Below are 22936 nucleotides of genomic sequence, written 5' to 3'. Positions count from 1 at the left end.
CCGAGGGGGCCACCGAGAGAACCGTCAAGGGCACCATCGAGCGTGTCACCGGGGGCGTCCCGGAGAGCGTCATCCCGGACGCCGTCCCGGCGGAGTCGTCCTGCGCGCCCCAGGTCGACCCGCTCGCCGCGCTGCGCACATCCGACGACCCGCCCTGGGACGTCTACCTCACCGGCACGGTCTTCCTCGACATCATCTTCACCGGGCTCGACTCCGCCCCGGTGCGCGGGACCGAGTCCTGGGCGCGCGGGATGGGGTCGAGCCCCGGCGGCGTCGCCAACATGGCCACCGCCCTGGCCCGCCTCGGCCTGCGCACCTCCCTCGCGGCCGCCTTCGGCGACGACCACTACGGGGACTACTGCTGGGACGCCCTGGAGCAGGGCGAGGCCATCGACCTCTCCCCGTCGCGCACCGTGCCCGGCTGGCACTCCCCGGTCACCGTCTCGATGGCGTACGAGGGGGAGCGCACGATGATCTCCCACGGCCACGAGCCGCCCCCGGAACAGCCCTCCCGTCCGTCGGACCCCGCCGCCCGCAAGCGGCTCCCGCCCGGCGCCGACCTGCCGCTCTGCCCGCCCCGCGCGCGTGCCGCCGTCGCCTCCCTCACCCCGGGCCGCAGCGACTCATGGATCGCCCGCGCCGCGGCGAAGGGCACCCGCGTCTTCGGTGACGTCGGCTGGGACGACACCGGGGCCTGGGATCTGGCCGCGCTGCCCGACCTGCGGTACTGCGAGGCCTTCCTGCCCAACGCCGAGGAGGCCATGCGCTACACCGGCACCGACTGCCCCCGCGCCGCCGCGCACGCCCTCACCGACCATGTGCCGGTCGCCGTCGTCACCCTCGGCGTGGACGGGGCGTACGCCGTGGACCGGCGCACCGGTGAGAGCGCCGAGGTACCGGCCATCGCCGTCGAGGCGCTCGACCCGACCGGCGCCGGGGACGTCTTCGTCGCGGGCTTCGTCACCGGCAGCCTGGCCGGCTGGCCGCTCGCCGACCGCCTCGCCTTCGCCGGCCTGACCGCGGCCCTCTCCGTCCAGGAGTTCGGCGGCTCCCTGTCGGCCCCCGGCTGGTCGGAGATCGCCGCCTGGTGGCGCGAGGTCCAGTCCGTACGGGGCCAGGACCCGACCGCCCTGAGACGGTACGCGTTCCTGGCGGGCCTGGTCCCCGACGACCTGATCCGCCCCTGGCCCCTGCGCCGAGCGGTCCCGACGATCGGCTTCGGCCGCCCGGCCTGACCGGGCGACGGCTCTTCCACAGCCGGTCTCCCGCAGCCGCACCCCCCGGTCGCGCGGAGGCGGGCATCGCCCCGAGCCTCAGGTTTCCGAGCCGAGGAAGCCGCGCGTTCCGGCCGCGGGGACAGCACCGGGCGGGCAAGGTCGTCGTCGCGCACCGTCGGCCGTCCCGCGGCCGGTCTTTCTGCCTGTGCCCGGTTTCCTGCGGTCTTCTGCCGTGGCCGTCGGTCACGTCCCCCGTTTCGGCCGAGGTCGGTCGGGATCGTCGTCGGCCCGGCCTGTCGTCTCGATGTGGTGCTGCCGGTGGGTGTCGGCCGTGGGGTGGTCGTCGTCGCGCGTCGTCGGTCGTCCCGTGGCCGGTCTTTCCCGCCTGTGCCCGGTCTCCCGCGACCGTCTCTCACGGCTGCCGGCCCGCCCGCGGAATCGCTCCCGGCAGCCGCCTGGCCGCCATCTCGTCGCCCCCGGGCCACCCCCACCGGCCGCCACCCCCGAAGCACCTCCGCCACTCCTCCCACACCCGCCCGCAACCACCCCGCTGTGAAAAGGCCTACGGGGTTGTCACCCCCGCGTCGTACCCTGGGAGTCGCGAGGCCGCCCTCAGTTGCGCGGCCCTGACGAGGAGGAACCGCAGGCCTTCAGCGCCGGCCCATGACTCAGACACCCACAGCCCACACCCCCGCGCAGGAGCAGGCGAGAGTGCAGCTCACCGTCCCGGCCCAGCACCCCATGGTGACCGTGCTGGGCTCCGGTGATTCCCTCCTGCGCGTGATCGAGAAGGCCTTCCCGGGGGCCGACATCCACGTCCGGGGCAATGAGATCAGCGCGGTCGGCGATGCCACGGAAGTCGCTCTCGTCTCGCGTCTGTTCGACGAGATGATGCTGGTGCTCCGCACCGGGCAGCCGATGACGGAGGACGGGGTGGAACGCTCGATCGCGATGCTGAAGGCGAGCCCGGACGGGGAGAGCGACGGCCAGGAGACCCCGGCCCAGGTGCTCACGCAGAACATCCTGTCCTCGCGCGGCCGCACGATCCGCCCCAAGACGCTCAACCAGAAGCGCTATGTGGACGCGATCGACAAGCACACCATCGTCTTCGGCATCGGCCCCGCCGGTACCGGCAAGACCTACCTCGCCATGGCCAAGGCAGTGCAGGCTCTGCAGTCCAAGCAGGTCAACCGCATCATCCTGACCCGCCCCGCGGTCGAGGCCGGAGAGCGACTGGGCTTCCTGCCCGGCACCCTCTACGAGAAGATCGACCCGTACCTGCGCCCGCTCTACGACGCCCTGCACGACATGCTCGACCCCGACTCCATCCCCCGCCTGATGGCGGCCGGGACCATCGAGGTCGCGCCGCTGGCGTACATGCGGGGACGCACCCTGAACGACGCTTTCATCATCCTGGACGAGGCGCAGAACACCAGCGCCGAGCAGATGAAGATGTTCCTCACCCGGCTCGGGTTCGACTCGAAGATCGTCGTCACGGGTGACGTCACCCAGGTCGACCTGCCGAGCGGCACCAAGTCCGGGCTGCGGCAGGTGCAGGACATCCTGGAGGGCCTCGAGGACGTCCACTTCTCCCGGCTGTCGTCGCAGGACGTCGTACGCCACCGGCTGGTGGGCCGTATCGTCGACGCGTACGAGCAGTACGACAGCGAGCACGGCACCGAGAACGGCACGCACCAGAGCGGCCGGGGCAGGTCCGGGCACAAGGGGAAGTAGACCGAGCAGCAGATGTCGATCGACGTCAACAACGAGTCCGGAACCGAGGTCGACGAGCAGGCGATCCTCGACATCGCCCGCTACGCACTCGCGCGCATGCGCATCCACCCGCTCTCCGAGCTCTCGGTGATCGTGGTGGACGCCGCCGCCATGGAAGAGCTCCACATCCAGTGGATGGACCTGCCAGGCCCGACGGACGTCATGTCGTTCCCGATGGACGAGCTGCGGCCGCCCGCGAAGGACGAGGCCGAACCCCCGCAGGGGCTGCTCGGTGACATCGTGCTGTGCCCCGAGGTCGCCGCCAGGCAGGGCGTCGAGGCGCCGACGCAGCACACCATGGACGAGGAGCTCCAACTGCTCACCGTCCACGGTGTGCTGCACCTGCTGGGCTTCGACCACGAGGAGCCCGACGAGAAGGCCGAGATGTTCGGCCTCCAGGCCGCCATCGTCGACGGCTGGCGCGAGGAGAAGGGCATCAGCGGCCCGTCCCCCGCCCCGACCGTGTCATGATTCCGTACCTCGTCCTCGGCGCGATCGCCCTGGTCGTCGTCGCCTGGCTGTTCGCCTGCGCGGAGGCGGGCATCGCCCGGATCTCCACCTTCCGGGCCGAGGAGGCCGCGCGCTCCGGCCGCCGGGGCAGCGCGAGGCTGGCCAGGATCGCCGCCGACCCCACCCGCTATCTCAACGTGGCGCTGCTGGTCCGCGTCGGCTGCGAGATGGCCGCCGCCGCGCTGGTCACCTACGCCTGCCTGCGCACGTTCGACGGCACCGCCAAGGCCCTGCTGATCGCCATCGCGGTCATGGTCCTCGTCTCCTACGTCGCCGTCGGTGTCTCACCGCGCACCATCGGCCGCCAGCACCCCGTGAACACGGCCACGGCCGCGGCGTACGTCCTGCTGCCGCTCGCCCGGATCATGGGCCCGGTCCCGAGTCTGCTGATCCTCATCGGCAACGCGCTCACCCCCGGCAAGGGTTTCCGGCGCGGCCCCTTCGCCTCGGAGGCGGAACTGCGCGCGCTGGTCGACCTCGCCGAGCAGGAGTCGCTGATCGAGGACGAGGAACGCCGCATGGTGCACTCCGTCTTCGAACTGGGCGACACCCTGGTGCGTGAGGTCATGGTCCCGCGTACGGACCTGGTGGTGATCGAGCGCTACAAGACCATCCGGCAGACCCTCACCCTCGCCCTGCGCTCCGGTTTCTCCCGGATGCCGGTGACCGGCGAGAGCGAGGACGACATCGTCGGCATCGTGTACCTGAAGGACCTGGCCCGCAAGACGCACATCAGCCGGGACGCGGAGAGCGAGCTGGTGTCCACGGCGATGCGGCCCGCGTACTTCGTGCCCGACACCAAGAACGCCGGTGACCTGCTGCGCGAGATGCAGAAGGAACGCAACCACGTCGCCGTCGTCATCGACGAGTACGGCGGCACCGCCGGCATCGTCACCATCGAGGACATCCTCGAGGAGATCGTCGGCGAGATCACCGACGAGTACGACCGTGAGACCGCGCCGGTGGAGAAACTGGACGAGGAGCGCTACCGGGTCACCGCCCGCCTCGACATCACCGACCTCGGCGAGCTGTACGGCCTGGAGGAGTACGACGACGAGGACGTGGAGACCGTCGGCGGACTGCTCGCCAAGCGGCTCGGCCGGGTACCGATCGCGGGCGCGTCCGCGGTGGTCGACCTCCCCGACGAGCGCCGGCTGCGGCTGACGGCGGAGGCGGCGGCCGGCCGCCGGAACAAGATCGTCACCGTGCTGGTGGAGCCGGTCGGCCCCGGAGACCCGGGGGAGTCGATCGACCCGTCCCGGGGCGAGGAGGAAGAAGAGGAGGAGCGGTCGGCATGACTCCGGCGGAACTGCGCGCACTATGCCTCTCCTTCGACGCGGCCGTGGAGGACTTCCCCTTCGACCCGGAGACCTCGGTCTTCAAGGTCGGGGGCAAGCTCTTCGCCCTGACGAACCTGGACGCGCGGCCCCTGAAAGCCAACCTCAAGTGCGATCCGGAGGAAGCGGTCCGGCTCCGTGCCGGGCACCCCGGCCTGATCGTCCCCGGCTGGCACATGAACAAGCGGCACTGGAACACGGTGACCGTCGACGGCGGCCTCCCGGACCGGCTGGTCCGCGAGCTGATCGAGGACTCCTACGACCTGGTCGTCGCCGGCCTGCCGCGCGCCGAACGCCTCCGCCTCGACCGCCCGTGAGGCGCCGAGGCCGGCTGAGGCGCGGTTCCGCGGCGCGGCGCGGCGAGCGGCCCTGGGGCATGTCCCCGGGGCCGCGCTCCGTATGCTCGGGGCCATGACCGACAGCAGCGCGCTCGACCCCGAGGACCTCAAGATCGTCACCCTGGCCCGTTCCGCGCGGGCCCGCAACGGTGTGCCCGAGGGGGCCGCCGTACGGGACGAGAACGGCCGGACCTACGTCGCCGGGACCGTGGCCCTGGACTCCCTGAAGCTGACCGCCCTGCAGACGGCGGTGGCGATGGCGGTGGCGTCCGGGGCGAAGTCGCTGGAGGCGGCGGCCGTGGTGACCGACGCCGGTTCGGTGCCGGACACGGACCGCGCGGCGGTGCGGGACCTCGGCGGCCCCGGGACCCCGGTGCTCCTGGCCGCACCGGACGGGACGGTCCGGGAGACGTCGACCGCGGGATGACCCCGGGCGGGCCCCCTGGGGTGTCCGCCCCGCGGCGGCCGGACGCGCGGGGCGGCCCGGGGCCGGTCCTCGGCGTCCGTCGCAGGCGGGTGGTACGGCGGGGCTCCGGGGATCAGGGAGAATGGGCGGCATGAGTGTTCGTACCCAGTCATCCGAGCAGCCTGCCGAGGCAGTCCACCGGGCCGGCTTCGCCTGCTTCGTGGGCCGCCCCAATGCGGGCAAGTCCACCCTCACGAACGCTCTGGTCGGGCAGAAGGTGGCGATCACCTCCAACCGGCCGCAGACGACCCGGCACACCGTGCGGGGTATCGTCCACCGCCCCGAGGCGCAGCTGATCCTCGTCGACACCCCCGGCCTGCACAAGCCGCGCACGCTGCTCGGCGAGCGGCTGAACGACGTGGTCCGCACCACCTGGGCCGAGGTCGACGCGATCGGCTTCTGCATCCCCGCGGACCAGAAGATCGGCCCCGGCGACCGCTTCATCGCCAAGGAACTGGCCGGGATCAGAAAGACCCCGAAGGTCGCCATCGTCACCAAGACCGACCTGGTGGACGGCAGGGCGCTCGCCGAGCAGCTGATCGCCGTCGACCTGCTGGGCAAGGAGCTCGGGATCACCTGGGCGGAGATCGTCCCGGTGTCGGCGACCGCGAACCAGCAGGTCGACCTGCTGGCCGACCTCCTCGTCCCGCTGATGCCCGAGGGCCCCGCCCTCTACCCCGAGGGCGACCTGACCGACGAGCCCGAGCTGGTCATGGTGGCCGAGCTGATCCGCGAGGCCGCCCTGGAGGGCGTCCGCGACGAACTGCCGCACTCCATCGCCGTGGTCGTGGAGGAGATGCTGCCCCGCGAGGACCGCCCCGCCGACAAGCCCCTGCTCGACATCCACGCCAACCTCTACATCGAGCGCACCAGCCAGAAGGGCATCGTCATCGGCCCCAAGGGCAAGCGCCTGAAGGACGTCGGCATCAAGTCGCGCAAGCAGATCGAGGCACTGCTCGGCACCCCCGTCTTCCTCGACCTTCACGTCAAGGTCGCCAAGGACTGGCAGCGGGATCCGAAGCAGTTGCGTCGTCTGGGGTTCTGACGCGGGGTGGGTGTGCGGGGCGAGGCGGTGTTCGGGGCCTCTGCCGCGCGGCGGTAGCCGCATGGTGGTGCGGTCTCGATCTTCAGGCCAAGGGTGCCGAGGACTGGCCGCGGGATCCGAAGCGGTTGCGCCGCCCGGGGTTCTGACGTCGGGGCCGGGGCGGGATCAGGTGCCGGACGGGTTCCGGCGCCGGCGCTGCTCGCTCAGCACCTCGCGCAGCCAGCCGTAGGACGACTTCGGGGTGCGCCGCTGGGTCTCGAAGTCCACGTGGACCAGACCGAAGCGGCGGGTATGGCCCTCCGCCCACTCGAAGTTGTCCATCAGGGACCACACGAAGTAGCCGCGTACGTCCACGCCCGCCTCCAGCGCCCGGTGCAGGGCATGGATGTGGCCGTCGAGGTAGGTGATGCGGGCCTGGTCGTCGACGCCCTCGTAGGAGCAGCCGTTCTCGGTGATGACGACCGGGGGGAGCCGGTCGCCGTAGCGGGCGTGGAAGGTGGTGAGGAGTTCGGTCAGGGCCTCCGGGACCACCGGCCAGCCGAAGTCCGTCACCGGGTACCCCTCGATCTCCCTTACGGAGAAGGGGAGATCGGCCGGCATCCGGACACCGCCGAAGTCGATCTCCGTCCCCTGAGGGGCGCCCACCCGGGTCGGCGCGTAGTAGTTGACGCCGTACCAGTCGATCGGCTCCGCGATGATCCTCAGGTCCGCCTCGACGTCGCCCGGCATCAGGTCGCCGAGGCCGTCCGGGTAACGGCCGAGCAGCACGGGGTCGGCGAACAGACGGTTCAGGAGCGTGTCGTAGAAGTCCGCCGCCGCCACGTCCGCCGGGTCGGGGGAGGCCGGCCAGGTCGGGCCGTGGGAGTTGGCGATCCCGATGCCACCGGCGCCGGCCGCGCGCAGGGCGCGTACCGCCAGCCCGTGCGCGAGGAGCTGGTGGTGCGCCACCGGCAACGCGTCGAAGAGCAGCCTTCGGCCGGGGGCGTGGACGCCCAGCGCATGGCCGAGCAGGGTGTGTTCGGCGGGTTCGTTGAGGGTGATCCAGCGCTCCACGCGGTCGCCGAGCCGGCCGGCGACCTCGCCGACGTACTCCGCGAACCGCTCCGCAGTGCCGCGTTCCAGCCAGTCCAGACCGGCCGGCAGATCCCAGTGGAACAACGTCGGCACCGGCCGTACGCCCGCCGCACACAGGTCGTCGACCAAGCGGTCGTAGAAGTCCAGGCCGCCCCGCGCACGCACCCGGGGCCAGGAGACGGAGAAGCGGTACGCGTCCACGCCCAGGCCGGACAGGAGCGCCACGTCCTCGCGGTGCCGGTGCACATGATCGCAGGCCACCGCCGCCGTCGAACCGTCCCGCACCCGGCCCGGCTCGGCCGTGAACACGTCCCACACGGACGGTTCGCGTTCGTCCACCGCGCCCTCGATCTGGTGCGCCGAGGTCGACACGCCCCACAGGAAGCCGTCCGGGAAGCGGGGGACCGGGTTCGTCGTCGCCATGGGGTGGATCATCCGCACCGGCGGCGAGGGAAGTCAACGCCCCTGCGGGAAACGGGACCGCCGGTGCCCGCGCGGGCGCCGACGGCCAACAGCCTTACCCGAACGGGCGGTTACGCACCCTCCTTGAGCACTCTGCTGATCAGCGTGCGCTGTTCCTCGGTCAGCCGGGGGTCGGCGCAGTACACCGACCTCCCGTCCACCGTGATCCGGTAGCTGAAGCCGTCCGGGACCCCGGCCGGTGGTGTGCCCCGGCCGGCGGTGACGGCTCGTTCGGCCAGGGTGTGCCACTCGCCGGCGTCGGCCCGGCCCGAGGTGTCCACCTCGGCCTGCCGCTCGATCCCCGCGAAGCCACCCGTACGCCGCACCTGAATTCGCATGGTCCCTGTCTAGTACGAGGACGGGCGTGCCGCCCACCCCGGCGGTACTCCGGGCGCTCCCGGCGGCACTCCGGGCCACCCCGGCGTCACAGCACCCCCACCCCCACCCGCTCCCACGCCTTCGACACCGCCAGCAGCTCCTCGCCCTCGCCGAACCGCTCCCGCGCCGCCTTCACCGTCAGCGTCGCGAAGTCCTTGAACTGCGCGTCCGCCACCAGCTCGCCGCCGGTCAGCACGTCGTACCAGACCTGCCCCGCCCGCTCCCAGGCGTTCCCGCCGAGGGCGGTGGCCACCAGGTAGAAGGCGTGGTTGGGGATGCCGGAGTTGATGTGGACGCCGCCGTTGTCCCGGCCGGTGCGGACGTAGTCGTCCATCGTCGCGGGCTGCGGGTCCTTGCCGAGGACGTCGTCGTCGTACGCCGTGCCCGGCTCCTTCATCGAGCGCAGCGCCACCCCCGTCACCCGCGGGGCGAGCAGCCCGGCGCCGATCAGCCAGTCGGCGTCGGCGGCGGTCTGGCCCAGCGTGTACTGCTTGATGAGGGAGCCGAAGACGTCCGACACCGACTCGTTGAGCGCGCCGGACTGGCCGAAGTAGGCCAGGTTGGCGGTGTACTGCGTGACGCCGTGCGCGAGTTCGTGGCCGATGACGTCGACGGGGAGGGTGAAGTCGAGGAAGATCTCACCGTCCCCGTCGCCGAACACCATCTGCTCGCCGTTCCAGAAGGCGTTGTTGTAGTCGCGTTCGTAGTGCACGGTCGCGACCAGGGGCAGGCCCGAGCCGTCGATCGAGTCGCGGGAGAAGGCCTTCAGGAAGAGCTCGAAGGTGGCGCCGAGGCCCGCGTAGGCGCGGTTGACGGTGGCGTCCTTGCCGGACTCCGCGCCCTCCCCGCGGACCTTCGCCCCCGGCAGCACGGTGCGGTGCCGGGCGTCGTGGATCGTCCGGTGCGGCTTGCCCGGCTCGGCCCCGGCGAGGGGCGCGACGGCCGCGGCACCGACCACGGTGGTCAGGCGGCGCTGGGTGCGCTCGTAGGCGTCGCGCTGGAGGGTGCGGCGGGCGGGGCCGGCGAGCGCGGGGTCCTCGGCCTGCGCGAGCCGGTCCAGGACGTGCGGCGGGACGATGGTGCAGAAGACGGGCTCGAAGCCCCCGTTGGTCGTCATGCCCGCACCCTTGCACTGTGTCACGTAAATGTCACTATCGGCAACCAAAACCTCGACCGCGATGGATGAAACATGCCGCCAATCCCCGTATTGGGACACCTCCGAGTGGTATACGGCACTTTTTGTCCTGTTCCTCCCTCTGGTCCCGCATACTGATACGGACCCTCCCGCGGGAGTGCGTCTCGGTTAGGCTGCGCAGCATCATGCGTATCGGGCTGCTCCTCCTTAGCTGCCGCGGCGAGGGCCTGTAGTCGAGGCCGACCCCCTCCCCGCGGAGTTCGGTGCTGCGCCGTCGGCCGTCCCTTCCGGATCCCACCGGATGACCGCAGACCATCGAGGAGCCCACGCCCCATGGCGAACCGCCAGCAGTCCAGCCCCATGCCGATCCACAAGTACGGCCGCTACGAGCAGGTCGACATCCCCGACCGCACCTGGCCGCAAAAGCGGATCACCACCGCCCCCCGCTGGCTCTCCACCGATCTGCGCGACGGCAACCAGTCCCTGATCGACCCCATGTCGCCCGCCCGCAAGCGCGCGATGTTCGATCTGCTGGTCTCGATGGGCTACAAGGAGATCGAGGTCGGCTTCCCCGCCTCCGGCCAGACCGACTTCGACTTCGTGCGCTCGATCATCGAGGAAGAGGGCGCGATCCCCGAGGACGTCACGATCTCCGTACTGACCCAGGCCCGCGAGGACCTGATCGAGCGGACGGTCGAATCCCTGAAGGGCGCCCACCGGGCCACCGTGCACCTGTACAACGCGACCGCGCCGGTCTTCCGCCGGGTCGTCTTCCGCGGTTCCAAGGACGAGATCAAGCAGATCGCCGTCGACGGCACCCGCCTGGTCGTGGAGTACGCGGAGAAGCTGCTGGACCCCGAGACGCGCTTCGGCTACCAGTACAGCCCCGAGATCTTCACCGACACCGAGCTGGACTTCGCGCTGGAGGTCTGCGAGGCGGTGATGGACGTCTACCAGCCGGGTCCGGGCCGCGAGATCATCCTGAACCTGCCGGCCACGGTGGAGCGATCCACGCCGTCCACGCACGCCGACCGCTTCGAGTGGATGGGCCGCAACCTGTCCCGCCGCGAGCACGTCTGCCTGTCCATCCACCCGCACAACGACCGCGGTACGGCCGTGGCCGCCGCCGAGCTGTCCCTGATGGCCGGCGCCGACCGCGTCGAGGGCTGTCTGTTCGGGCAGGGCGAGCGCACCGGCAACGTCGACCTGGTCACCCTGGGCATGAACCTGTTCTCCCAGGGTGTCGACCCGCAGATTGACTTCTCCGACATCGACGAGATCCGTCGTACGTGGGAGTACTGCAACCAGATGGACGTCCACCCGCGCCACCCGTACGTGGGCGACCTGGTCTACACGTCCTTCTCCGGCTCCCACCAGGACGCCATCAAGAAGGGCTTCGACGCCATGGAGGCCGACGCGAAGGCCAAGGGCGTCACCGTCGACGACCTTGAGTGGGCGGTGCCGTACCTGCCCATCGACCCCAAGGACGTCGGCCGCTCCTACGAGGCCGTCATCCGCGTCAACTCGCAGTCCGGCAAGGGCGGTATCGCCTACGTCCTGAAGAACGACCACAAGCTGGACCTGCCCCGCCGGATGCAGATCGAGTTCTCGAAGATCATCCAGGCCAAGACGGACGCCGAGGGCGGTGAGGTCACCCCGGCCGACATCTGGTCGGTGTTCCAGGACGAGTACCTGCCCAACCCGGACAACCCCTGGGGTCGTATCCAGGTCAAGAAGGGCCAGTCCACCACCGACCGGGACGACGTCGACACGCTCACCGTCGAGGCCGCCGTCGACGGCGTCGACACCGTGCTGACCGGCAGCGGCAACGGACCGATCTCCGCGTTCTTCGACGCCCTGCAGTCCGTCGGCATCGATGTGCGCCTGCTCGACTACCAGGAGCACACGATGAGCGAGGGTGCCTCCGCGCAGGCCGCCTCGTACATCGAGTGCGCCGTCGGCGACAAGGTTCTGTGGGGCATCGGAATCGACGCGAACACCACCCGCGCCTCGCTGAAGGCGGTCGTCTCGGCCGTCAACCGGGCAACCCGCTGAACAGCCGTTTCGAGGGGTTCGACGGCCCCGCCCGCCACTTCCGGCGGGCGGGGCTCCGTCATTTACCGGCCACATTCGGCAGAGGTCACGGAAAGGTCTCGTCCGAGGTGCTGACTCAGCCTCGCCGATGTGGCTAACATCACGGGGCACGGCGATGAAGCCGGGTGATGCGGAGGTGCGACGTGCTGCCAGGACGGGGACCCGACGGCCGTGCCGCTGTCGCCAGACTTTCGCGCCTGCTGGGCATCCGGACCGCGTGGACGGCCGTCGGCGACGGTGAGTTCTTCTGCCCCGGCTGCGGCGGCGACCGCAACTACCGGCGGCTGACCGGACGGCGCCGCTTCGCCCTCCTCGGCGTGCCCCTGCTGCCCCGCGGTACGACCGGCCCGGTCGTCGAATGCGCCGCCTGCCGCGGCCACTTCGGCACCGACATCCTGGACCACCCCACCACCACCCGCTTCTCCGCGATGCTCCGCGACGCCGTGCACACCGTCGCCCTCGCGGTGCTGGCCGCGGGCGGCACCTGCGCGCGCGCCTCCCTGGAGACCGCCGTGACCGCCGTCCGCGCGGCCGGCTTCGACGACTGCACCCAGGACCAGCTGGCGGCCCTCGTCGAGGCGCTGGCCGCCGACACCGGCCGCTTCACCGGCGAGCCCTGCGCGGCGGGCCTCGCCATCGAACTGCACGAGGCCCTGGACCCGCTGGCCCCGCACCTCGCCGCCCCGGGCCGCGAATCGATCCTCCTCCAGGGGGCCCGCATCGCCCTCGCCGACGGCCCCTACACCCCCGCCGAACGCGACACGCTGTCCACCGTCGGCGCCGCCCTCACCCTCTGCGCGACCGACGTGACCCGCCTGCTGACGGCGGCACGGACGCCGTCCTGACCTTCCCCGGGAGTCCTGGCCCTCCCGGGGGTCGGCCCGGCTCCCGGATCAGTGGGATCCGGTGAGTGCGAGGTGCATGATCAGACGGTCCTGGCCGGGGCCGAAGTAGTCCCGGCGCAGCCCCGCGCCGGGCTGCTCGGGACAGAATCCCAGGGACCGGTAGAGCAGGACGGCCGCGCGGTTGGCGGGTTCCACCGTCAGGCGGACCTGTTCGATGCCGCTGTCGCGCAGCCGTGCCAGGACCGCCACCATCAGCTCCCGGCCCAGTCCGTGGCGGCGGCGCTCCTCGGCCACGCACAGGCCGAGGACCCAGCTCTCCCGGCTGAGCGCCGTGGTCCCGGCCAGGACGTAGCCGTGCAGGCGCCCCTCGCCGTCGTCGAGGACCAGGAGGTGCTCGGCGTACATCTCGTAGAGCTGGCGGAACAGGAACGCGGGGTACGCGACCTCCTGGAAGACCGCCTCGTCGAGCCGCCGGAGCTCGGGCAGGTCGGACTCCTGTGCCGTCCGCAGGACCAGGGGCCGTGGGTCGGGGAACGGGTCCGGTTCCCTGAGATACCCGCGGCGGTCCAGGGCGTGCTCCAGCGGCTCGGCGGTCATGCCACCCCCAGTCGGGACGTGCGGAACGTTCGGGATGTCGGACATGTGGACGGCATACGAACGCGCAGCCGTCAACACCGACAGCTCTGAGGAGATTCACCCGTGAGGATGAGGGCTCCGGTGGCGGCCGGCGGCTTCACCTCGCTACAGTGAGCCCCCAACTCACTGCGTGCAATGGCGAGTTCAAGTTTGTCGGTGAAGTGCTGACGTGCGCCTGTCGTGCGCCTGTTCGCCCTGGACTGGCTCATTTCCCAGCTTCTCTGCGTGTTTCGTGTCGGTTTACCGTGCGGGTATCGGAAGATGCTGTTTCACCTGCCGATGTCCACGAGGACATGCGTACAGAGCACGGAGTCTTGTCCGACACTGAATTGGGAAACGACAGGGTGATGATGGATCGCAACGCCGACGCGCCGTGGGCGCAGTTCGATCCCGAGGTGTACGTCGACCTCAACTACCGCACCCCGCTCGAAGTCGACCTGCTGATCGTGCGTTTGATGCGCGACTACTTCAGCGGCTGCTTCGCCCGGGGCGTCCCGGACTCGATGCGCGGTGTCGACGTCGGAGCCGGCGCGAACCTGTACCCGGGCCTGGCCATGCTCCCGTGGTGCGAGAAGATCGTCCTGCTCGAGTACGCGCAGCCGAACGTCGAGTACCTGGAGCGGCAGACCTCCCCCAAGGGCTACGACGAGGCCTGGGACGCGTTCTGGGACGAGCTGGGCGAAGCCCCCGCCTACGCCGCCGTCGAACCGAAGGCCCGGTTCGGCGAGATCGTCCGTGTGGAGCGGGCCAACCTGCTCGACCTCGACGGACAGCGGCGCTGGGACATCGGGACGATGTTCTTCGTCGCGGACTCGATGTCCGAGTGCCCCGACGAATTCCTGCGGGGCGTACGGTGCTTCATGGACGCGCTGACCGAAGGGGCTCCCTTCGCCGCCGCGTTCATGAAGGAGTCGGTCGGCTACCAGGTCGGCGAACACCGCTATCCCGCCTACCGGGTGAATGAGGACCGGGTCCGCGAGAGCCTGGAGGCCTTCACCTCCGAGCTGGAGATCCACGATCTGCACCACATGGTACGGACGGGTCACGAGGGAATCATCCTTGCCCTGGGACGGCGCAATTCGGAGATTGCGGTCCCCTAGGAACGGGGACCATGTCTGAACACAGGGCAACCAGATCTGTACGAGGGGTGCGGGGATGCAGATCAAGCCACGGCAGCATCTGCTGGACATCTGGCGGGCCGCGGCCCGCCATTCGTTCGACGACGGAAAGCTCGTCTGGGGGGACACCGACGGGCTGAGTGCCGTCGCGGACGCGGAGCGGCTGCTCTGCCTGCTGTACCCCGCCACCGAGGTCCCCGCGTTCCGTCTCGACCAACCGGACACCACCGAGCGGGACGTCCTGCGCGCGCTCGAGCGGGTCGGCAGCCGGCTCGAGATCCCGCCCAACCTGATCACCGTCCTGTCCCAGTTCATGCGCACCCACACCGGGCCGGACGACAGCCCCACCTTCTCCGGCGGGCACTACTTCAGGCCGGCCGACCCGAAGCAGAAACTCACCCACGAACAAACCCAGTTGGGCGTCGTCGACGCCTACTCCATGTCCGTCACGCTGTGCCTGGCCGCCCTGGGGTTCCTCAAGGTCTACGAGGAGAACACCACCCGGCCCGAGGTGCGCAAGTCGCTCGGTGAACTGAGAGACGCCACCAATGCCCGGCTGACCGCCGCGATGGTCAGCCTGCTGCGCTCCTTCACCGTCAACGTCTTCGACGCCGAGTCCGAGCAGGGCCGGCGGCTGATCCAGGTCATCGGGCAGAACAAGCAGTCCGACCGGGCCGTGCTCCAGCAGTTCTCCCGCAGATTCCGCCCGCTGCGCGCCACGATCATCGAAAGCCTCAGCCGCGGCATCGAGGTCGACGAGAGCATCCGGGACGAGAGCCAGCTCTTCGAGTGCGGCTGGGCCTGGGGCGTGGTGAAGGACGCGCCGGCCGTCGTCGACCTGGACGTCCCGGTCAACGGCCAGCCCGACGGCATCGCCGACCGGCTGCCCTACGTGTACTTCACCGTCGTCGCCCTGGACGGCATCCAGGACCTGTTCTCCGAGCGCACCCTCACCCTGGGGCTGCTCGACGAGGACCAGCAGAAGCTCGCCGAGGCGTTACGCCTGCGCTGGGAACTCAGCCAGCAGTACTGGTCGGCCATCGCCCGCTTCGGCACCGAGCGCTGGCCCCTGGAGGACCTCCCCTGGCAGACCACCGGTCTGCGGCTGGAGTCGGAGTACTTCTCCCTCACCGTGGCGGCCATCCTCGTCCACGACCTGATCCGCCGGAAGGCGACCGACGACGACCTCACCCGCACCGTCGCCATCATGGAACGCCTCGCCGACCGGGGCCGCGTCACCAGCCGGATGACCAGGAACGACCCCACCGTCCGGCTGCACCACCCGGGGGTCACCATGCCGCTCGCCGGGTCCGAGCGGTCCGGCGCGCCGCTGGAGTGGCGGATGACCGACTTCTCCGCCCAACTGCTCAAGCGGATCATCCAGCTCGCGGCACTCTCCCGGAACATCGAGGCACAGGACCGCCTGATCCGCCTGGGCGAGCAGGCGTTCGAGCACCTGTGGGACCGGCGGATCGAGGAGGGCGACGGAGCCGGCCTCTGGGACAACGCGGCAGCCGTCTTCCCGGACGCGTCCATCGGCCTGCGCCTCTCCTGGAGCATCACCGAGCGCATCACCGAGTGCCTGGTCGCCGCCCGCAGCCTGTACGAGCAGCAGCCCATCCGCAGCCCCGAACTCGCCGAGCTGGCCCGCGAACTGCTCAGCGAGGCCGCCCACCTGTTCGGCAAGGAACAGCTGGAGGCCTCCGCCACCGCCGACGGCAGCCGGGGACGGGCCATGCGAAGCATCGAGAGCCGCCTGGACCATGCCCGCGACCTGGTCGACGAGCGGCCCGCCACCGCGTTCGCACTCGCCCTGCCCGTGCTCCAGGAGCTCGACACCCTGGCCCAGGCCCGCGGTGCCGCCACAGAGGAGATGTGAGCCGTGCTCGTCTTCGCCGCCTCCGACAAGGGGGGCACGGGCCGTTCGGTCACCAGCGCCAACCTGGCCTATCAGCGCGCCCTCACCGGTGACCACGTGGCGTACGTGGACTTCGACTTCGGCTCGCCCACGGCCGCCGCCGTCTTCGACGTACCGAGCGCGATGCGCGGCATCGCGGAGCGGGGCCTGCACTCCTACCTGGAGGGCGAGGTCACGGAACCGGCCAGGATCGACGTCTGGCGGCAGACCGAGCACCCCCAGCTGCACGCCCGGCCGAACCAGTCCGGCCGCCTGGCCCTGTTCCCCGGCGACGCCGGCGGCGGCGAGTTCGTCACCGGCGAGGAGACCCTCGACCGGTGCGTCGACCTCCTGCTCAGGCTGAACGGCGAGTTCGACCTGACCGTGGTGGACCTCAGCGCCGGGCGCAGCTACGCCGTGGACATGGTCCTGGCGGCGACCGCCCACCCCCGGATGCGCTACGTCCCCTTCCGCTGGCTCGTCTTCCACCGCTGGACCCGGCAGCACGTGATCGCCGCCGCCGGGCTGGTCCACAAGGAACACGGCATCATCAGGGGCGGCGTCGACCGCGGGCACGACGAGGAGGCCCTGCGCGGCGCCATCCGGTTCGTCCGGGCCGCCGTGCCCGACCCCGACTCACCGCTGTGGGCCCAGGGTTCGCCCGCCCAGGCGGCCTGGATGCAGTCCTGCGACGATGCCCTGCGCCGGCTCGCCGCGGAACACCGCATCGGCGACAGCGTGGTGCTCGGCGCCGTACCGCTGGAACCCGTCCTGCAGTGGCGCGAGCAGCTGATCACCGAAGAGGACGTGCTCTCCACCCAGATCGCCAACAAGGAGACGCTCGAGGCGCTGGAGGAGATCGCGCGACGCCTGACCGACGACTCCTGCTGGGGGCGGCCATGACGGACGCAGTGTTCCGCGAGACCACCGCCGAACCGCGCACCCAGGCGGTGCCGCTGTCCCATCTCTCCCTGGAGCTGGGCCACCTCTACATGGAGGACTTCGAGGCCGGTCCGCAGCACCTGCGGCGGCACTTCGCGCAGGTACGGCCCTGGGCGGACGCGGCGCGGGCGGCGGCGGCCACCCAGACGGGCGGCAAGCGCCCCCGGATCAGCACCTGCTTCCTGATCGACGACTACTTCACCCGCTTCTCCAGCCCCGCCGAACTCGTCCCGCTGCTGCTGGCGGAGGCGGACCGGGCCGGGCTGGCCGTCGACTACCTGGCACGCGAGTCCGGCTGCGCGGTCGCCGGCAAGGTGCCGGTCGCGGAGGCGGTGGCCGGCCGGCTCGTCGAGGAACCCCCGCCCGGCAGCTACGGCCTGCGCCCGCCGGCCGCGCAGACCGGCTGGCTGGCCAATGGCGAGCGCAGCCCCGTCGCGCGCGCCCCGCAGGCGATGAGGGAGGCCGCCGTCTGGCAGCCGCCCAAGGAGACCGCGTCCCGCCGCCACTCCGTCTTCCTGGACGTCGAGCTCTGGAGCGACGCACCCGACGGGCAGCGCACCTGGTCCTGCCCCTTCCTCGCCGCGGTGTGGCAGCTCTCCCGCCTCGGGCTGCTGCGCACCGAGGGAGAGGCCGTCCTGACGCCCCAGCCGCACACCGCCGACGGCTTCCCCGAGGACTGGGACGAACTGCCCCCGCTGCTCCGGCTCAACCCCCGGGCGGACCCGTTCGCCGCGTACCGCACCTGCTCGGTGGTGCCCAACCGGTTCCTGCCCGTCGAGCACGCCGTCCGCGTCATCCTCGACCAGACCGAGGTGGACCCCGAAGCGCTGGGCCAGGCCGCCCGCCGGTCCGCCGGCGAGAAGGTGACCGTCCCCGACTCGGTCGCCGACCGCGTCTCCTACGTCTTCTACGCGGGGCCGTGACATGGGGCCGGCGAAGACCGCACCGCGTGTCGTGCTCGCCTGCGGCGAGGTCCGCACCTCGCTGCTGCCGGCCCTCCAGGCCCTCGACAGCCGGGCCGCCGCCCAGCTCCTCGGACTGCGCGCCGACGAACGCGTCCTCCTCTCCGAGCGTCCCAACCTCTACGGGCGCTCGCCCGACACCCTCACCGGCGTCGACTGCCCCCTGCCCAGCGCCAACGGCGCCCGGGTCCGCGCCGTCGGCACGGTCGCCGCGCGGGCCGTGCTCACCGAGGGACGCCTGCTCCAGTCCTCCGCGTACTTCATGGTGCCCGCCACCGGCCCCGACCACCGGCGGCCGTGGGGCCACTATCTGGTACGGCCCGGCGTGGTCGAGCCGTTCGGGAAGCTGCCCCACGAGGTGGTGGCCGAGGGCGTGCTGAACGGCGGGCGGCACGGCGATCTCGACGTCGGTCTGATCGCGGACGGACTGCACACCAGACTGCTGCGCCACCCCCTGCTCGACCACCGGCCGCCCCTCAGGTCCCGCCCCACCCGGCTCCGCTGGGTGGCCCTGCCCGCGGACCCGGGCGACGGCCCGTCGATCGAGCGGTTCACCCTCGCCGAGGACGAGCTGCGCACGGTACGGCTCCGGGTGCCCGAGGGCACCCCCAGCGAGGGGGTCGCCGGGCTCTGCGACGACCTCGCCCTGCACGACTGGCTGCTCACCACCGTGGTCCGCATCCTCGACGGCATCCGGCTGGGGGCCGGTGCCGGGGCGGCCGGAGCACCGCCGGTCCGGCAGCGGCCGAGGCAGCGTCCGGGGACGGGCGAGGAGCTTCCCGCCGTGGTCAGGGCGCTGCGGCCCGCCGTCGACCATCTGCTGCACCTGTGGATGCCGCGGGCCCGGGTGGCACAGGACCTGGCGCCGCTCTGGGACGCGCTGGAGGAACGGCCCGGCTTCACCCGGCAGTGGCAGACCCTCGTGCAGCGCATCCGCGACCAGCTCACCCTGCACGCGATCCCGTCCCCCCACCGGGAGGCGGACATGGGTCCCTGACCGGACACCGGGCAACCGCCGGACCCGGCCCCAAGCACATTTCCGCACCCCGATCCGACGCGTATCCCAACGGGGGGAAGAGCGAGATGAGCACGGCACCATCACCTGAGTCCGAGGGCACCCAGCCCGAACCCGGCACGGCGATTCCCGCACAGGCGGGACCGCCGGGCGACCCGGGCACCCCACCGTTACCCCCCTCGGCGGACGCGCCCGCCGCGCCCGCCGCGGCCGATGCAGGCGACGTGCCCGCCGCGGCCGATGCAGGCGACGTGCCCGCCGCGGCCGATGCACGCGACGCGCCCGTCGCGGCCGATGCACGCGACGCGCCCGACAAGCCGGGCAAGTGGCAGGGGCCGGCCGCATTCGCGGGGAAGCGCCGGCTCCTGGTCGGCCTGGTCCTCGGCCTCCTCGCCTGGGGTGTCGCCGCGCTGATGGCCCCGGACGCCGGTACGGGGCGGCAGCTCGCCGCCGCCGCGCTCTGCGCCGGTGCCGCCGTGGCCGTCCAGTACATCCTCGGCCCGGACCGCGAGGCGCGGGAGTGGCAGACGCGGGAGAGGCAGGACAGGTACAGGCGGGAACGGGAGAGGTGGGCCGAGCACACCCTGGCCGGGACCGCCGCCGAGGTGGAGAACACCGTGCGGGACGGTCTCCAGCGGTACGACGACGCCCTGAGGACCGGTCTCACCCGGCACACCGAGGAGATGCGGACCGGTCTGAGCCGGCACACCGAGGACATGAAGCAGCTGGTCGAGAACCGCTTCGCCCAGCTGGACCGGTCCCCGCAGCCCTACCCGCCGCTGGACCGGGTCCGCATGGACGGCATCCCCGAACTGGCCCAGCGTTTCGCCGACGTCCTGGCGCCCGGCTCCCCGCTCCTCTACTCCTTCATCCGGTCGGAGATGCAGCGGGTGATCGGGCACATGTCGGCGCTCACCCGGTTGAGCGTGGAGAGCCACGGGGAGAACCACGACTGGATGCTCAGCCTCACCCATGTCGCGGAGCAGTCGATCTGCGCCATCAGTACGTCCGTCGACCGGGAGTTCTGGAACAGCGAGCCCGCCGGCCGCTACCTCGACGCACAGAAGCAGGCGATCGAGGAGCACGGGGTGCCCGTACGGCGGCTGTTCCTGCTGGAGAGCGCCCGGGAACTCGACGACCGGCTGCTGCGGCTGTGCGACGAGCAGGAGGCGCTGCGCATCGAGGTGCGGGTGGCGGTGCTGCCCGAACTGCCGCCGCACATCCAGCGCGGCACCGCCAACGACTTCATCGTCTACGACGAGGAAGTGTCCTTCGAGATCGAGCAGGACCTGCGCGACGTCAACGTCAGAACCCGGCTCATCGCGGATCAGGACCACGTCCAGATGCAGATGAAGCGCTTCTGGAAGCTCTGGGAGGCGGGTATGAGCATCCGCGAACTGGAGGTGCGGGTCGACGACGAGGAGGACGGCACCTGGATGGTCGACCGCACCTGAGTCGCCGCCCCGCCCGGCATCCTCGCCGCGGCCCTGCTCTGCCTCCGCCCTGCCCATGCTCCCGTCGCCCCTTGGGGAGCAACCTGAGCGGGAGGTGCTCGCGCCGGTCGCGCGGGCTCGACGATACCGAGGTCGCCGAGGCGTTGGGGCTGAGTCGGTTCACGGCCGAAACCCGTATCAGCCGGATCATGGGCAAGCTCGCGGCCCGCGACCGGGCCCGGCCGGTCATTGTGGCCTACGAGTCGGGGCTGGTCGCACCGGGAACGCCGTGACGGACGGGACGGATGCCACGCCCTCCCGTACGCCGCGCTCGCCTCGCGTCAGAGGGCGTGCTGCAGCCAGCGCTGGATCGTGTCGTTGATGTTGCCGGGCAGGGCGCTGAGCCGGTCGATGGCCTCGCGGTCCTCGGGGAGCGGCGGGATACCGGCGGCGGTCAGGGCCGCGTGGAGTTCCAGCCGGCGCCGGTCCTGCGGATCGATGGCGATGTCCAGCCGCTCCGGCGGGTGCGGCGGCGCGATCGGGAAGTCGCCGTAGGCGCTCCCGTCGAAGGCGTACGGGTCGACGTAGGTGTGGTGGGGGCCGTACTCGTACGAGGTGGCGGTCACGTCGGTCTCCAAAGAATCGTGGTTCTACCTCATAGGAGACCGCCCCGGAGCCCGCCACAGGGGCAGACCCGCCGAAACGTCACGCCAACGGCGTCATAGCCAGGTCATCCTCCGGTCGGACCAACCGCTCAGCGGAAAAGCGGGAGTTGGGAGAAGCGGATGCGGGAGCGCCCCATGGCACGAACGGATGTGACATATGCGCATGCTTCACTCCGTATACCCGCTAAGGCGTGAATCACTCCGTAACCGTACAACTGCGCAGCATTCTCACAGGTCGTACACGCGCACCACGCGCACCACGCGCACGCCCCTGTCCCAGGGGCTATCCCCGGGCGGAGCCCCCTTCGGCGACGGCACCTGTGAACTCCGTCCAGGCCGTCGCGCCGATGACCAGGACGGGGCCGGCGGTCACTTTGCTGTCCCGGACGGGGACGATGCCGGGGAAGCCGTCGGCGACCTCGACGCAGGCTTCTCCGCCGTCGCCGCCGCTGTACGTGCTCTTGCGCCAGCGGGCGTTGCTCAGCTGGAACTCGCGCATCGTCTGTAGTCCTCCGCGGCCGATTCGATCAGGGGCAGGGACGCTTCCGGCGACAGTGCGGCGGCCCTGATGTGATCGTAGGACGCACGGATTCGCTTCACCAGTGCCGGTTCGTCCAGCAGGCTCCCCGAGAACACCCCTTCTGTATAGACCGTGGGCGGTGCGTCTTCGAACTCCATGAGCCACATCATCTTGCCCATGGCTGGGTGTGCCCCAGCAGAGAACGGCAGCATCTGCAACAGCACCGTGCGCTGCCGCATCAGGGCCGCGATGTGGTCGAGCTGGTGCGCCATGATCGCCGGTCCGCCTACGGAAGCGCGCAGTACCGTCTCGTGCAGTACCACCCAATACACAGGTCTTGTGGCGTCCTTGAGGATCTGAGTCCTGTCCACGCGCCCCTTGATCAGTTCCTCGATGTACTCGTCGGTGGCCAATGGGTTGCCTGCCAGGAACATCGCCCGTGCGTACTCCCGCGTTTGCAGGAGGCCGGGAACCACTGCCGGCGCGTACTCGCAGATTTCCGTCGCCAGACGCTCCAGCTCGGCTGCGTGCGAAAAGTACTCCGTGTACGTCTGGTCCTTGATGAGCTTGCGCCACATCCGCTCGAAAATACCGTCGGTTTGGAGTGTCTCGTCGATCCGCCGAGCCACGTCCAATTGAGGTTTCCGAATGGCCTGTTCGAATTGGCCGATGTAGCCCCCCGAAACGAACACCCTCGCTCCCAGCTCCACCTGCGTGAACCCCGACTCCTCCCGGCGTCGCCTCAGTTCCGTGCCGAAGAACTCCCATGCCGCCTGGCGTGAACCGTTGGCCATTGCCGACCCCTTTCCCAACCCCTTTGTGCAGCCTGTTACTTGTAGAGTGCAAAACTCTTCCGAGTGTAGGTTCCGGAGGGCACCTTAAGGACGGGAAGCGTGAAAGCCGAAGAGAAGGGGACCAGGGTGAAGGAACGGCACTCGGCGCTCTGCGTCGAAGAAGCGGAGGACGTGGTGAAAGAATTGCGGGCGTTACTCGCGAAGACCGGAATTGCTCTGCCGTCACGGCAGCTGTAGTTCGTGAGGCGTAAGGCAACGCGGCTGGTCAGCGTGGTGGATG

24 protein-coding genes are annotated in these 22936 nt (G+C 70.8%); 17 read left to right on the top strand and 7 right to left on the bottom strand.

Annotation, left to right across the window (positions count from 1 at the left end; genetic code table 11):
* Positions 1 to 71: 71 nt before the first annotated feature.
* The 7 genes from ACFP2V_RS03625 (at position 72) to era (ending at position 6686) form a co-directional block, all read left to right on the top strand.
* Complete coding sequence (locus tag ACFP2V_RS03625) at positions 72 to 1235, top strand: carbohydrate kinase family protein (protein WP_381205571.1); 1164 nt, start codon at positions 72 to 74, stop codon at positions 1233 to 1235.
* 645 nt (positions 1236 to 1880) lie between these two features.
* A complete protein-coding gene (locus tag ACFP2V_RS03620) occupies positions 1881 to 2951 on the top strand; it encodes a PhoH family protein (RefSeq protein WP_381205218.1) in 1071 nt (356 codons plus the stop codon).
* Between the two features lie 12 nt (positions 2952 to 2963).
* Positions 2964 to 3461 (top strand): rRNA maturation RNase YbeY, encoded by a 498-nt coding sequence (ybeY, locus tag ACFP2V_RS03615; RefSeq protein ID WP_381205214.1) that lies wholly within the window; start codon positions 2964 to 2966, stop codon positions 3459 to 3461.
* Complete coding sequence (locus ACFP2V_RS03610; protein WP_381205211.1) at positions 3458 to 4798, top strand: hemolysin family protein; 1341 nt, start codon at positions 3458 to 3460, stop codon at positions 4796 to 4798. Before ybeY ends, ACFP2V_RS03610 begins: the two co-directional genes overlap by 4 nt.
* The gene (locus ACFP2V_RS03605; protein WP_381205208.1) at positions 4795 to 5154 is read left to right on the top strand and encodes an MmcQ/YjbR family DNA-binding protein; all 360 of its coding nucleotides are present in this window, start codon (positions 4795 to 4797) and stop codon (positions 5152 to 5154) included. Before ACFP2V_RS03610 ends, ACFP2V_RS03605 begins: the two co-directional genes overlap by 4 nt.
* 94 nt (positions 5155 to 5248) lie before the next feature.
* Complete coding sequence (locus ACFP2V_RS03600) at positions 5249 to 5602, top strand: cytidine deaminase (protein WP_381205205.1); 354 nt, start codon at positions 5249 to 5251, stop codon at positions 5600 to 5602.
* 130 nt (positions 5603 to 5732) lie between these two features.
* Positions 5733 to 6686 carry a GTPase Era gene (era, locus tag ACFP2V_RS03595; protein ID WP_381205202.1) on the top strand — a complete coding sequence of 318 codons (954 nt, stop codon included), beginning with the start codon at positions 5733 to 5735 and terminating at the stop codon, positions 6684 to 6686.
* Between the two features lie 165 nt (positions 6687 to 6851).
* Here the strand turns inward: era and ACFP2V_RS03590 are convergent, their stop codons facing one another.
* The 3 genes from ACFP2V_RS03590 to ACFP2V_RS03580 all read right to left on the bottom strand — a co-directional run bounded on the left by ACFP2V_RS03590 (position 6852) and on the right by ACFP2V_RS03580 (position 9717).
* Positions 6852 to 8183, bottom strand: a complete 1332-nt coding sequence (locus ACFP2V_RS03590; protein ID WP_381205199.1) for a GH1 family beta-glucosidase — start codon at positions 8181 to 8183, stop codon at positions 6852 to 6854.
* A gap of 110 nt (positions 8184 to 8293) precedes the next feature.
* Positions 8294 to 8560 carry a protealysin inhibitor emfourin gene (locus ACFP2V_RS03585; protein ID WP_381205196.1) on the bottom strand — a complete coding sequence of 89 codons (267 nt, stop codon included), beginning with the start codon at positions 8558 to 8560 and terminating at the stop codon, positions 8294 to 8296.
* Positions 8561 to 8646: 86 nt separating this feature from the next.
* Positions 8647 to 9717, bottom strand: a complete 1071-nt coding sequence (locus tag ACFP2V_RS03580; RefSeq protein ID WP_381205194.1) for a M4 family metallopeptidase — start codon at positions 9715 to 9717, stop codon at positions 8647 to 8649.
* A 351-nt stretch (positions 9718 to 10068) separates the two neighbouring features.
* Here ACFP2V_RS03580 and leuA point away from each other — a divergent pair, with 351 nt between their 5' ends.
* A complete protein-coding gene (gene leuA / locus ACFP2V_RS03575) occupies positions 10069 to 11790 on the top strand; it encodes a 2-isopropylmalate synthase (RefSeq protein ID WP_381205191.1) in 1722 nt (573 codons plus the stop codon).
* Positions 11791 to 11972: 182 nt separating this feature from the next.
* Complete coding sequence (locus tag ACFP2V_RS03570) at positions 11973 to 12674, top strand: TerB family tellurite resistance protein (protein WP_381205187.1); 702 nt, start codon at positions 11973 to 11975, stop codon at positions 12672 to 12674.
* A 48-nt stretch (positions 12675 to 12722) separates the two neighbouring features.
* Here ACFP2V_RS03570 and ACFP2V_RS03565 read toward each other — a convergent pair whose 3' ends face one another.
* On the bottom strand, positions 12723 to 13271 hold the full coding sequence (locus ACFP2V_RS03565) for a GNAT family N-acetyltransferase (protein ID WP_381205568.1): 549 nt from the start codon (positions 13269 to 13271) through the stop codon (positions 12723 to 12725).
* A gap of 386 nt (positions 13272 to 13657) precedes the next feature.
* Here ACFP2V_RS03565 and ACFP2V_RS03560 point away from each other — a divergent pair, with 386 nt between their 5' ends.
* The 7 genes from ACFP2V_RS03560 to ACFP2V_RS03530 all read left to right on the top strand — a co-directional run bounded on the left by ACFP2V_RS03560 (position 13658) and on the right by ACFP2V_RS03530 (position 20970).
* Entirely contained in the window at positions 13658 to 14410 is a 753-nt protein-coding gene (locus tag ACFP2V_RS03560) for an SCO2525 family SAM-dependent methyltransferase (protein WP_381205184.1), read from the top strand.
* Positions 14411 to 14465: 55 nt separating this feature from the next.
* Positions 14466 to 16307: an SCO2524 family protein gene (locus tag ACFP2V_RS03555; protein WP_381205181.1), complete on the top strand. Its 1842-nt coding sequence runs from the start codon at positions 14466 to 14468 to the stop codon at positions 16305 to 16307.
* A 3-nt stretch (positions 16308 to 16310) separates the two neighbouring features.
* Entirely contained in the window at positions 16311 to 17228 is a 918-nt protein-coding gene (locus tag ACFP2V_RS03550; protein WP_381205179.1) for an SCO2523 family variant P-loop protein, read from the top strand.
* Positions 17225 to 18190, top strand: coding sequence for an SCO2522 family protein (locus tag ACFP2V_RS03545; protein WP_381205176.1), 966 nt, complete (start codon positions 17225 to 17227; stop codon positions 18188 to 18190). Before ACFP2V_RS03550 ends, ACFP2V_RS03545 begins: the two co-directional genes overlap by 4 nt.
* 1 nt (position 18191) lies before the next feature.
* The gene (locus ACFP2V_RS03540; protein WP_381205173.1) at positions 18192 to 19226 is read left to right on the top strand and encodes an SCO2521 family protein; all 1035 of its coding nucleotides are present in this window, start codon (positions 18192 to 18194) and stop codon (positions 19224 to 19226) included.
* Positions 19227 to 19312: 86 nt separating this feature from the next.
* Entirely contained in the window at positions 19313 to 20698 is a 1386-nt protein-coding gene (locus tag ACFP2V_RS03535; protein WP_381205170.1) for a hypothetical protein, read from the top strand.
* 71 nt (positions 20699 to 20769) lie between these two features.
* Positions 20770 to 20970 (top strand): helix-turn-helix domain-containing protein, encoded by a 201-nt coding sequence (locus tag ACFP2V_RS03530; protein ID WP_381205167.1) that lies wholly within the window; start codon positions 20770 to 20772, stop codon positions 20968 to 20970.
* Between the two features lie 48 nt (positions 20971 to 21018).
* Here the strand turns inward: ACFP2V_RS03530 and ACFP2V_RS03525 are convergent, their stop codons facing one another.
* From ACFP2V_RS03525 to ACFP2V_RS03515, 3 genes are all read right to left on the bottom strand, one after another.
* Positions 21019 to 21303, bottom strand: a complete 285-nt coding sequence (locus ACFP2V_RS03525) for a hypothetical protein (RefSeq protein ID WP_055592250.1) — start codon at positions 21301 to 21303, stop codon at positions 21019 to 21021.
* Positions 21304 to 21625: 322 nt separating this feature from the next.
* Positions 21626 to 21841: a DUF397 domain-containing protein gene (locus ACFP2V_RS03520; RefSeq protein ID WP_381205164.1), complete on the bottom strand. Its 216-nt coding sequence runs from the start codon at positions 21839 to 21841 to the stop codon at positions 21626 to 21628.
* On the bottom strand, positions 21823 to 22656 hold the full coding sequence (locus tag ACFP2V_RS03515) for a helix-turn-helix domain-containing protein (RefSeq protein WP_381205161.1): 834 nt from the start codon (positions 22654 to 22656) through the stop codon (positions 21823 to 21825). Before ACFP2V_RS03515 ends, ACFP2V_RS03520 begins: the two co-directional genes overlap by 19 nt.
* A gap of 99 nt (positions 22657 to 22755) precedes the next feature.
* Between ACFP2V_RS03515 and ACFP2V_RS03510 the strand changes: the two genes are divergently transcribed.
* Positions 22756 to 22893, top strand: a complete 138-nt coding sequence (locus ACFP2V_RS03510) for a hypothetical protein (protein WP_381205158.1) — start codon at positions 22756 to 22758, stop codon at positions 22891 to 22893.
* The last annotated feature ends 43 nt before the right edge of the window (positions 22894 to 22936 follow it).

The organism is Streptomyces incanus, from assembly GCF_042656345.1.
GTDB classification, from domain to species: Bacteria; Actinomycetota; Actinomycetes; order Streptomycetales; family Streptomycetaceae; genus Streptomyces; species Streptomyces incanus.
Note: the sequence above shows the minus strand (reverse complement) of the source record. Positions and strands in the feature narration are given on the sequence as shown.

Excerpts from the sequence above, each read along its gene's own strand:
- ACFP2V_RS03620 (WP_381205218.1), top strand. The coding sequence starts at position 1,881 with ATGACTCAGACACCCACAGCCCACACCCCCGCGCAGGAGCAGGCGAGA.
- ybeY (WP_381205214.1), top strand. The coding sequence starts at position 2,964 with ATGTCGATCGACGTCAACAACGAGTCCGGAACCGAGGTCGACGAGCAG.
- ACFP2V_RS03610 (WP_381205211.1), top strand. The coding sequence starts at position 3,458 with ATGATTCCGTACCTCGTCCTCGGCGCGATCGCCCTGGTCGTCGTCGCC.
- ACFP2V_RS03605 (WP_381205208.1), top strand. The coding sequence starts at position 4,795 with ATGACTCCGGCGGAACTGCGCGCACTATGCCTCTCCTTCGACGCGGCC.
- ACFP2V_RS03600 (WP_381205205.1), top strand. The coding sequence starts at position 5,249 with ATGACCGACAGCAGCGCGCTCGACCCCGAGGACCTCAAGATCGTCACC.
- era (WP_381205202.1), top strand. The coding sequence starts at position 5,733 with ATGAGTGTTCGTACCCAGTCATCCGAGCAGCCTGCCGAGGCAGTCCAC.
- ACFP2V_RS03590 (WP_381205199.1), bottom strand. The coding sequence starts at position 8,183 with ATGGCGACGACGAACCCGGTCCCCCGCTTCCCGGACGGCTTCCTGTGG.
- ACFP2V_RS03585 (WP_381205196.1), bottom strand. The coding sequence starts at position 8,560 with ATGCGAATTCAGGTGCGGCGTACGGGTGGCTTCGCGGGGATCGAGCGG.
- ACFP2V_RS03580 (WP_381205194.1), bottom strand. The coding sequence starts at position 9,717 with ATGACGACCAACGGGGGCTTCGAGCCCGTCTTCTGCACCATCGTCCCG.
- leuA (WP_381205191.1), top strand. The coding sequence starts at position 10,069 with ATGGCGAACCGCCAGCAGTCCAGCCCCATGCCGATCCACAAGTACGGC.
- ACFP2V_RS03565 (WP_381205568.1), bottom strand. The coding sequence starts at position 13,271 with ATGACCGCCGAGCCGCTGGAGCACGCCCTGGACCGCCGCGGGTATCTC.
- ACFP2V_RS03560 (WP_381205184.1), top strand. The coding sequence starts at position 13,658 with ATGATGGATCGCAACGCCGACGCGCCGTGGGCGCAGTTCGATCCCGAG.
- ACFP2V_RS03555 (WP_381205181.1), top strand. The coding sequence starts at position 14,466 with ATGCAGATCAAGCCACGGCAGCATCTGCTGGACATCTGGCGGGCCGCG.
- ACFP2V_RS03545 (WP_381205176.1), top strand. The coding sequence starts at position 17,225 with ATGACGGACGCAGTGTTCCGCGAGACCACCGCCGAACCGCGCACCCAG.
- ACFP2V_RS03540 (WP_381205173.1), top strand. The coding sequence starts at position 18,192 with ATGGGGCCGGCGAAGACCGCACCGCGTGTCGTGCTCGCCTGCGGCGAG.
- ACFP2V_RS03535 (WP_381205170.1), top strand. The coding sequence starts at position 19,313 with ATGAGCACGGCACCATCACCTGAGTCCGAGGGCACCCAGCCCGAACCC.
- ACFP2V_RS03520 (WP_381205164.1), bottom strand. The coding sequence starts at position 21,841 with ATGCGCGAGTTCCAGCTGAGCAACGCCCGCTGGCGCAAGAGCACGTAC.
- ACFP2V_RS03515 (WP_381205161.1), bottom strand. The coding sequence starts at position 22,656 with ATGGCCAACGGTTCACGCCAGGCGGCATGGGAGTTCTTCGGCACGGAA.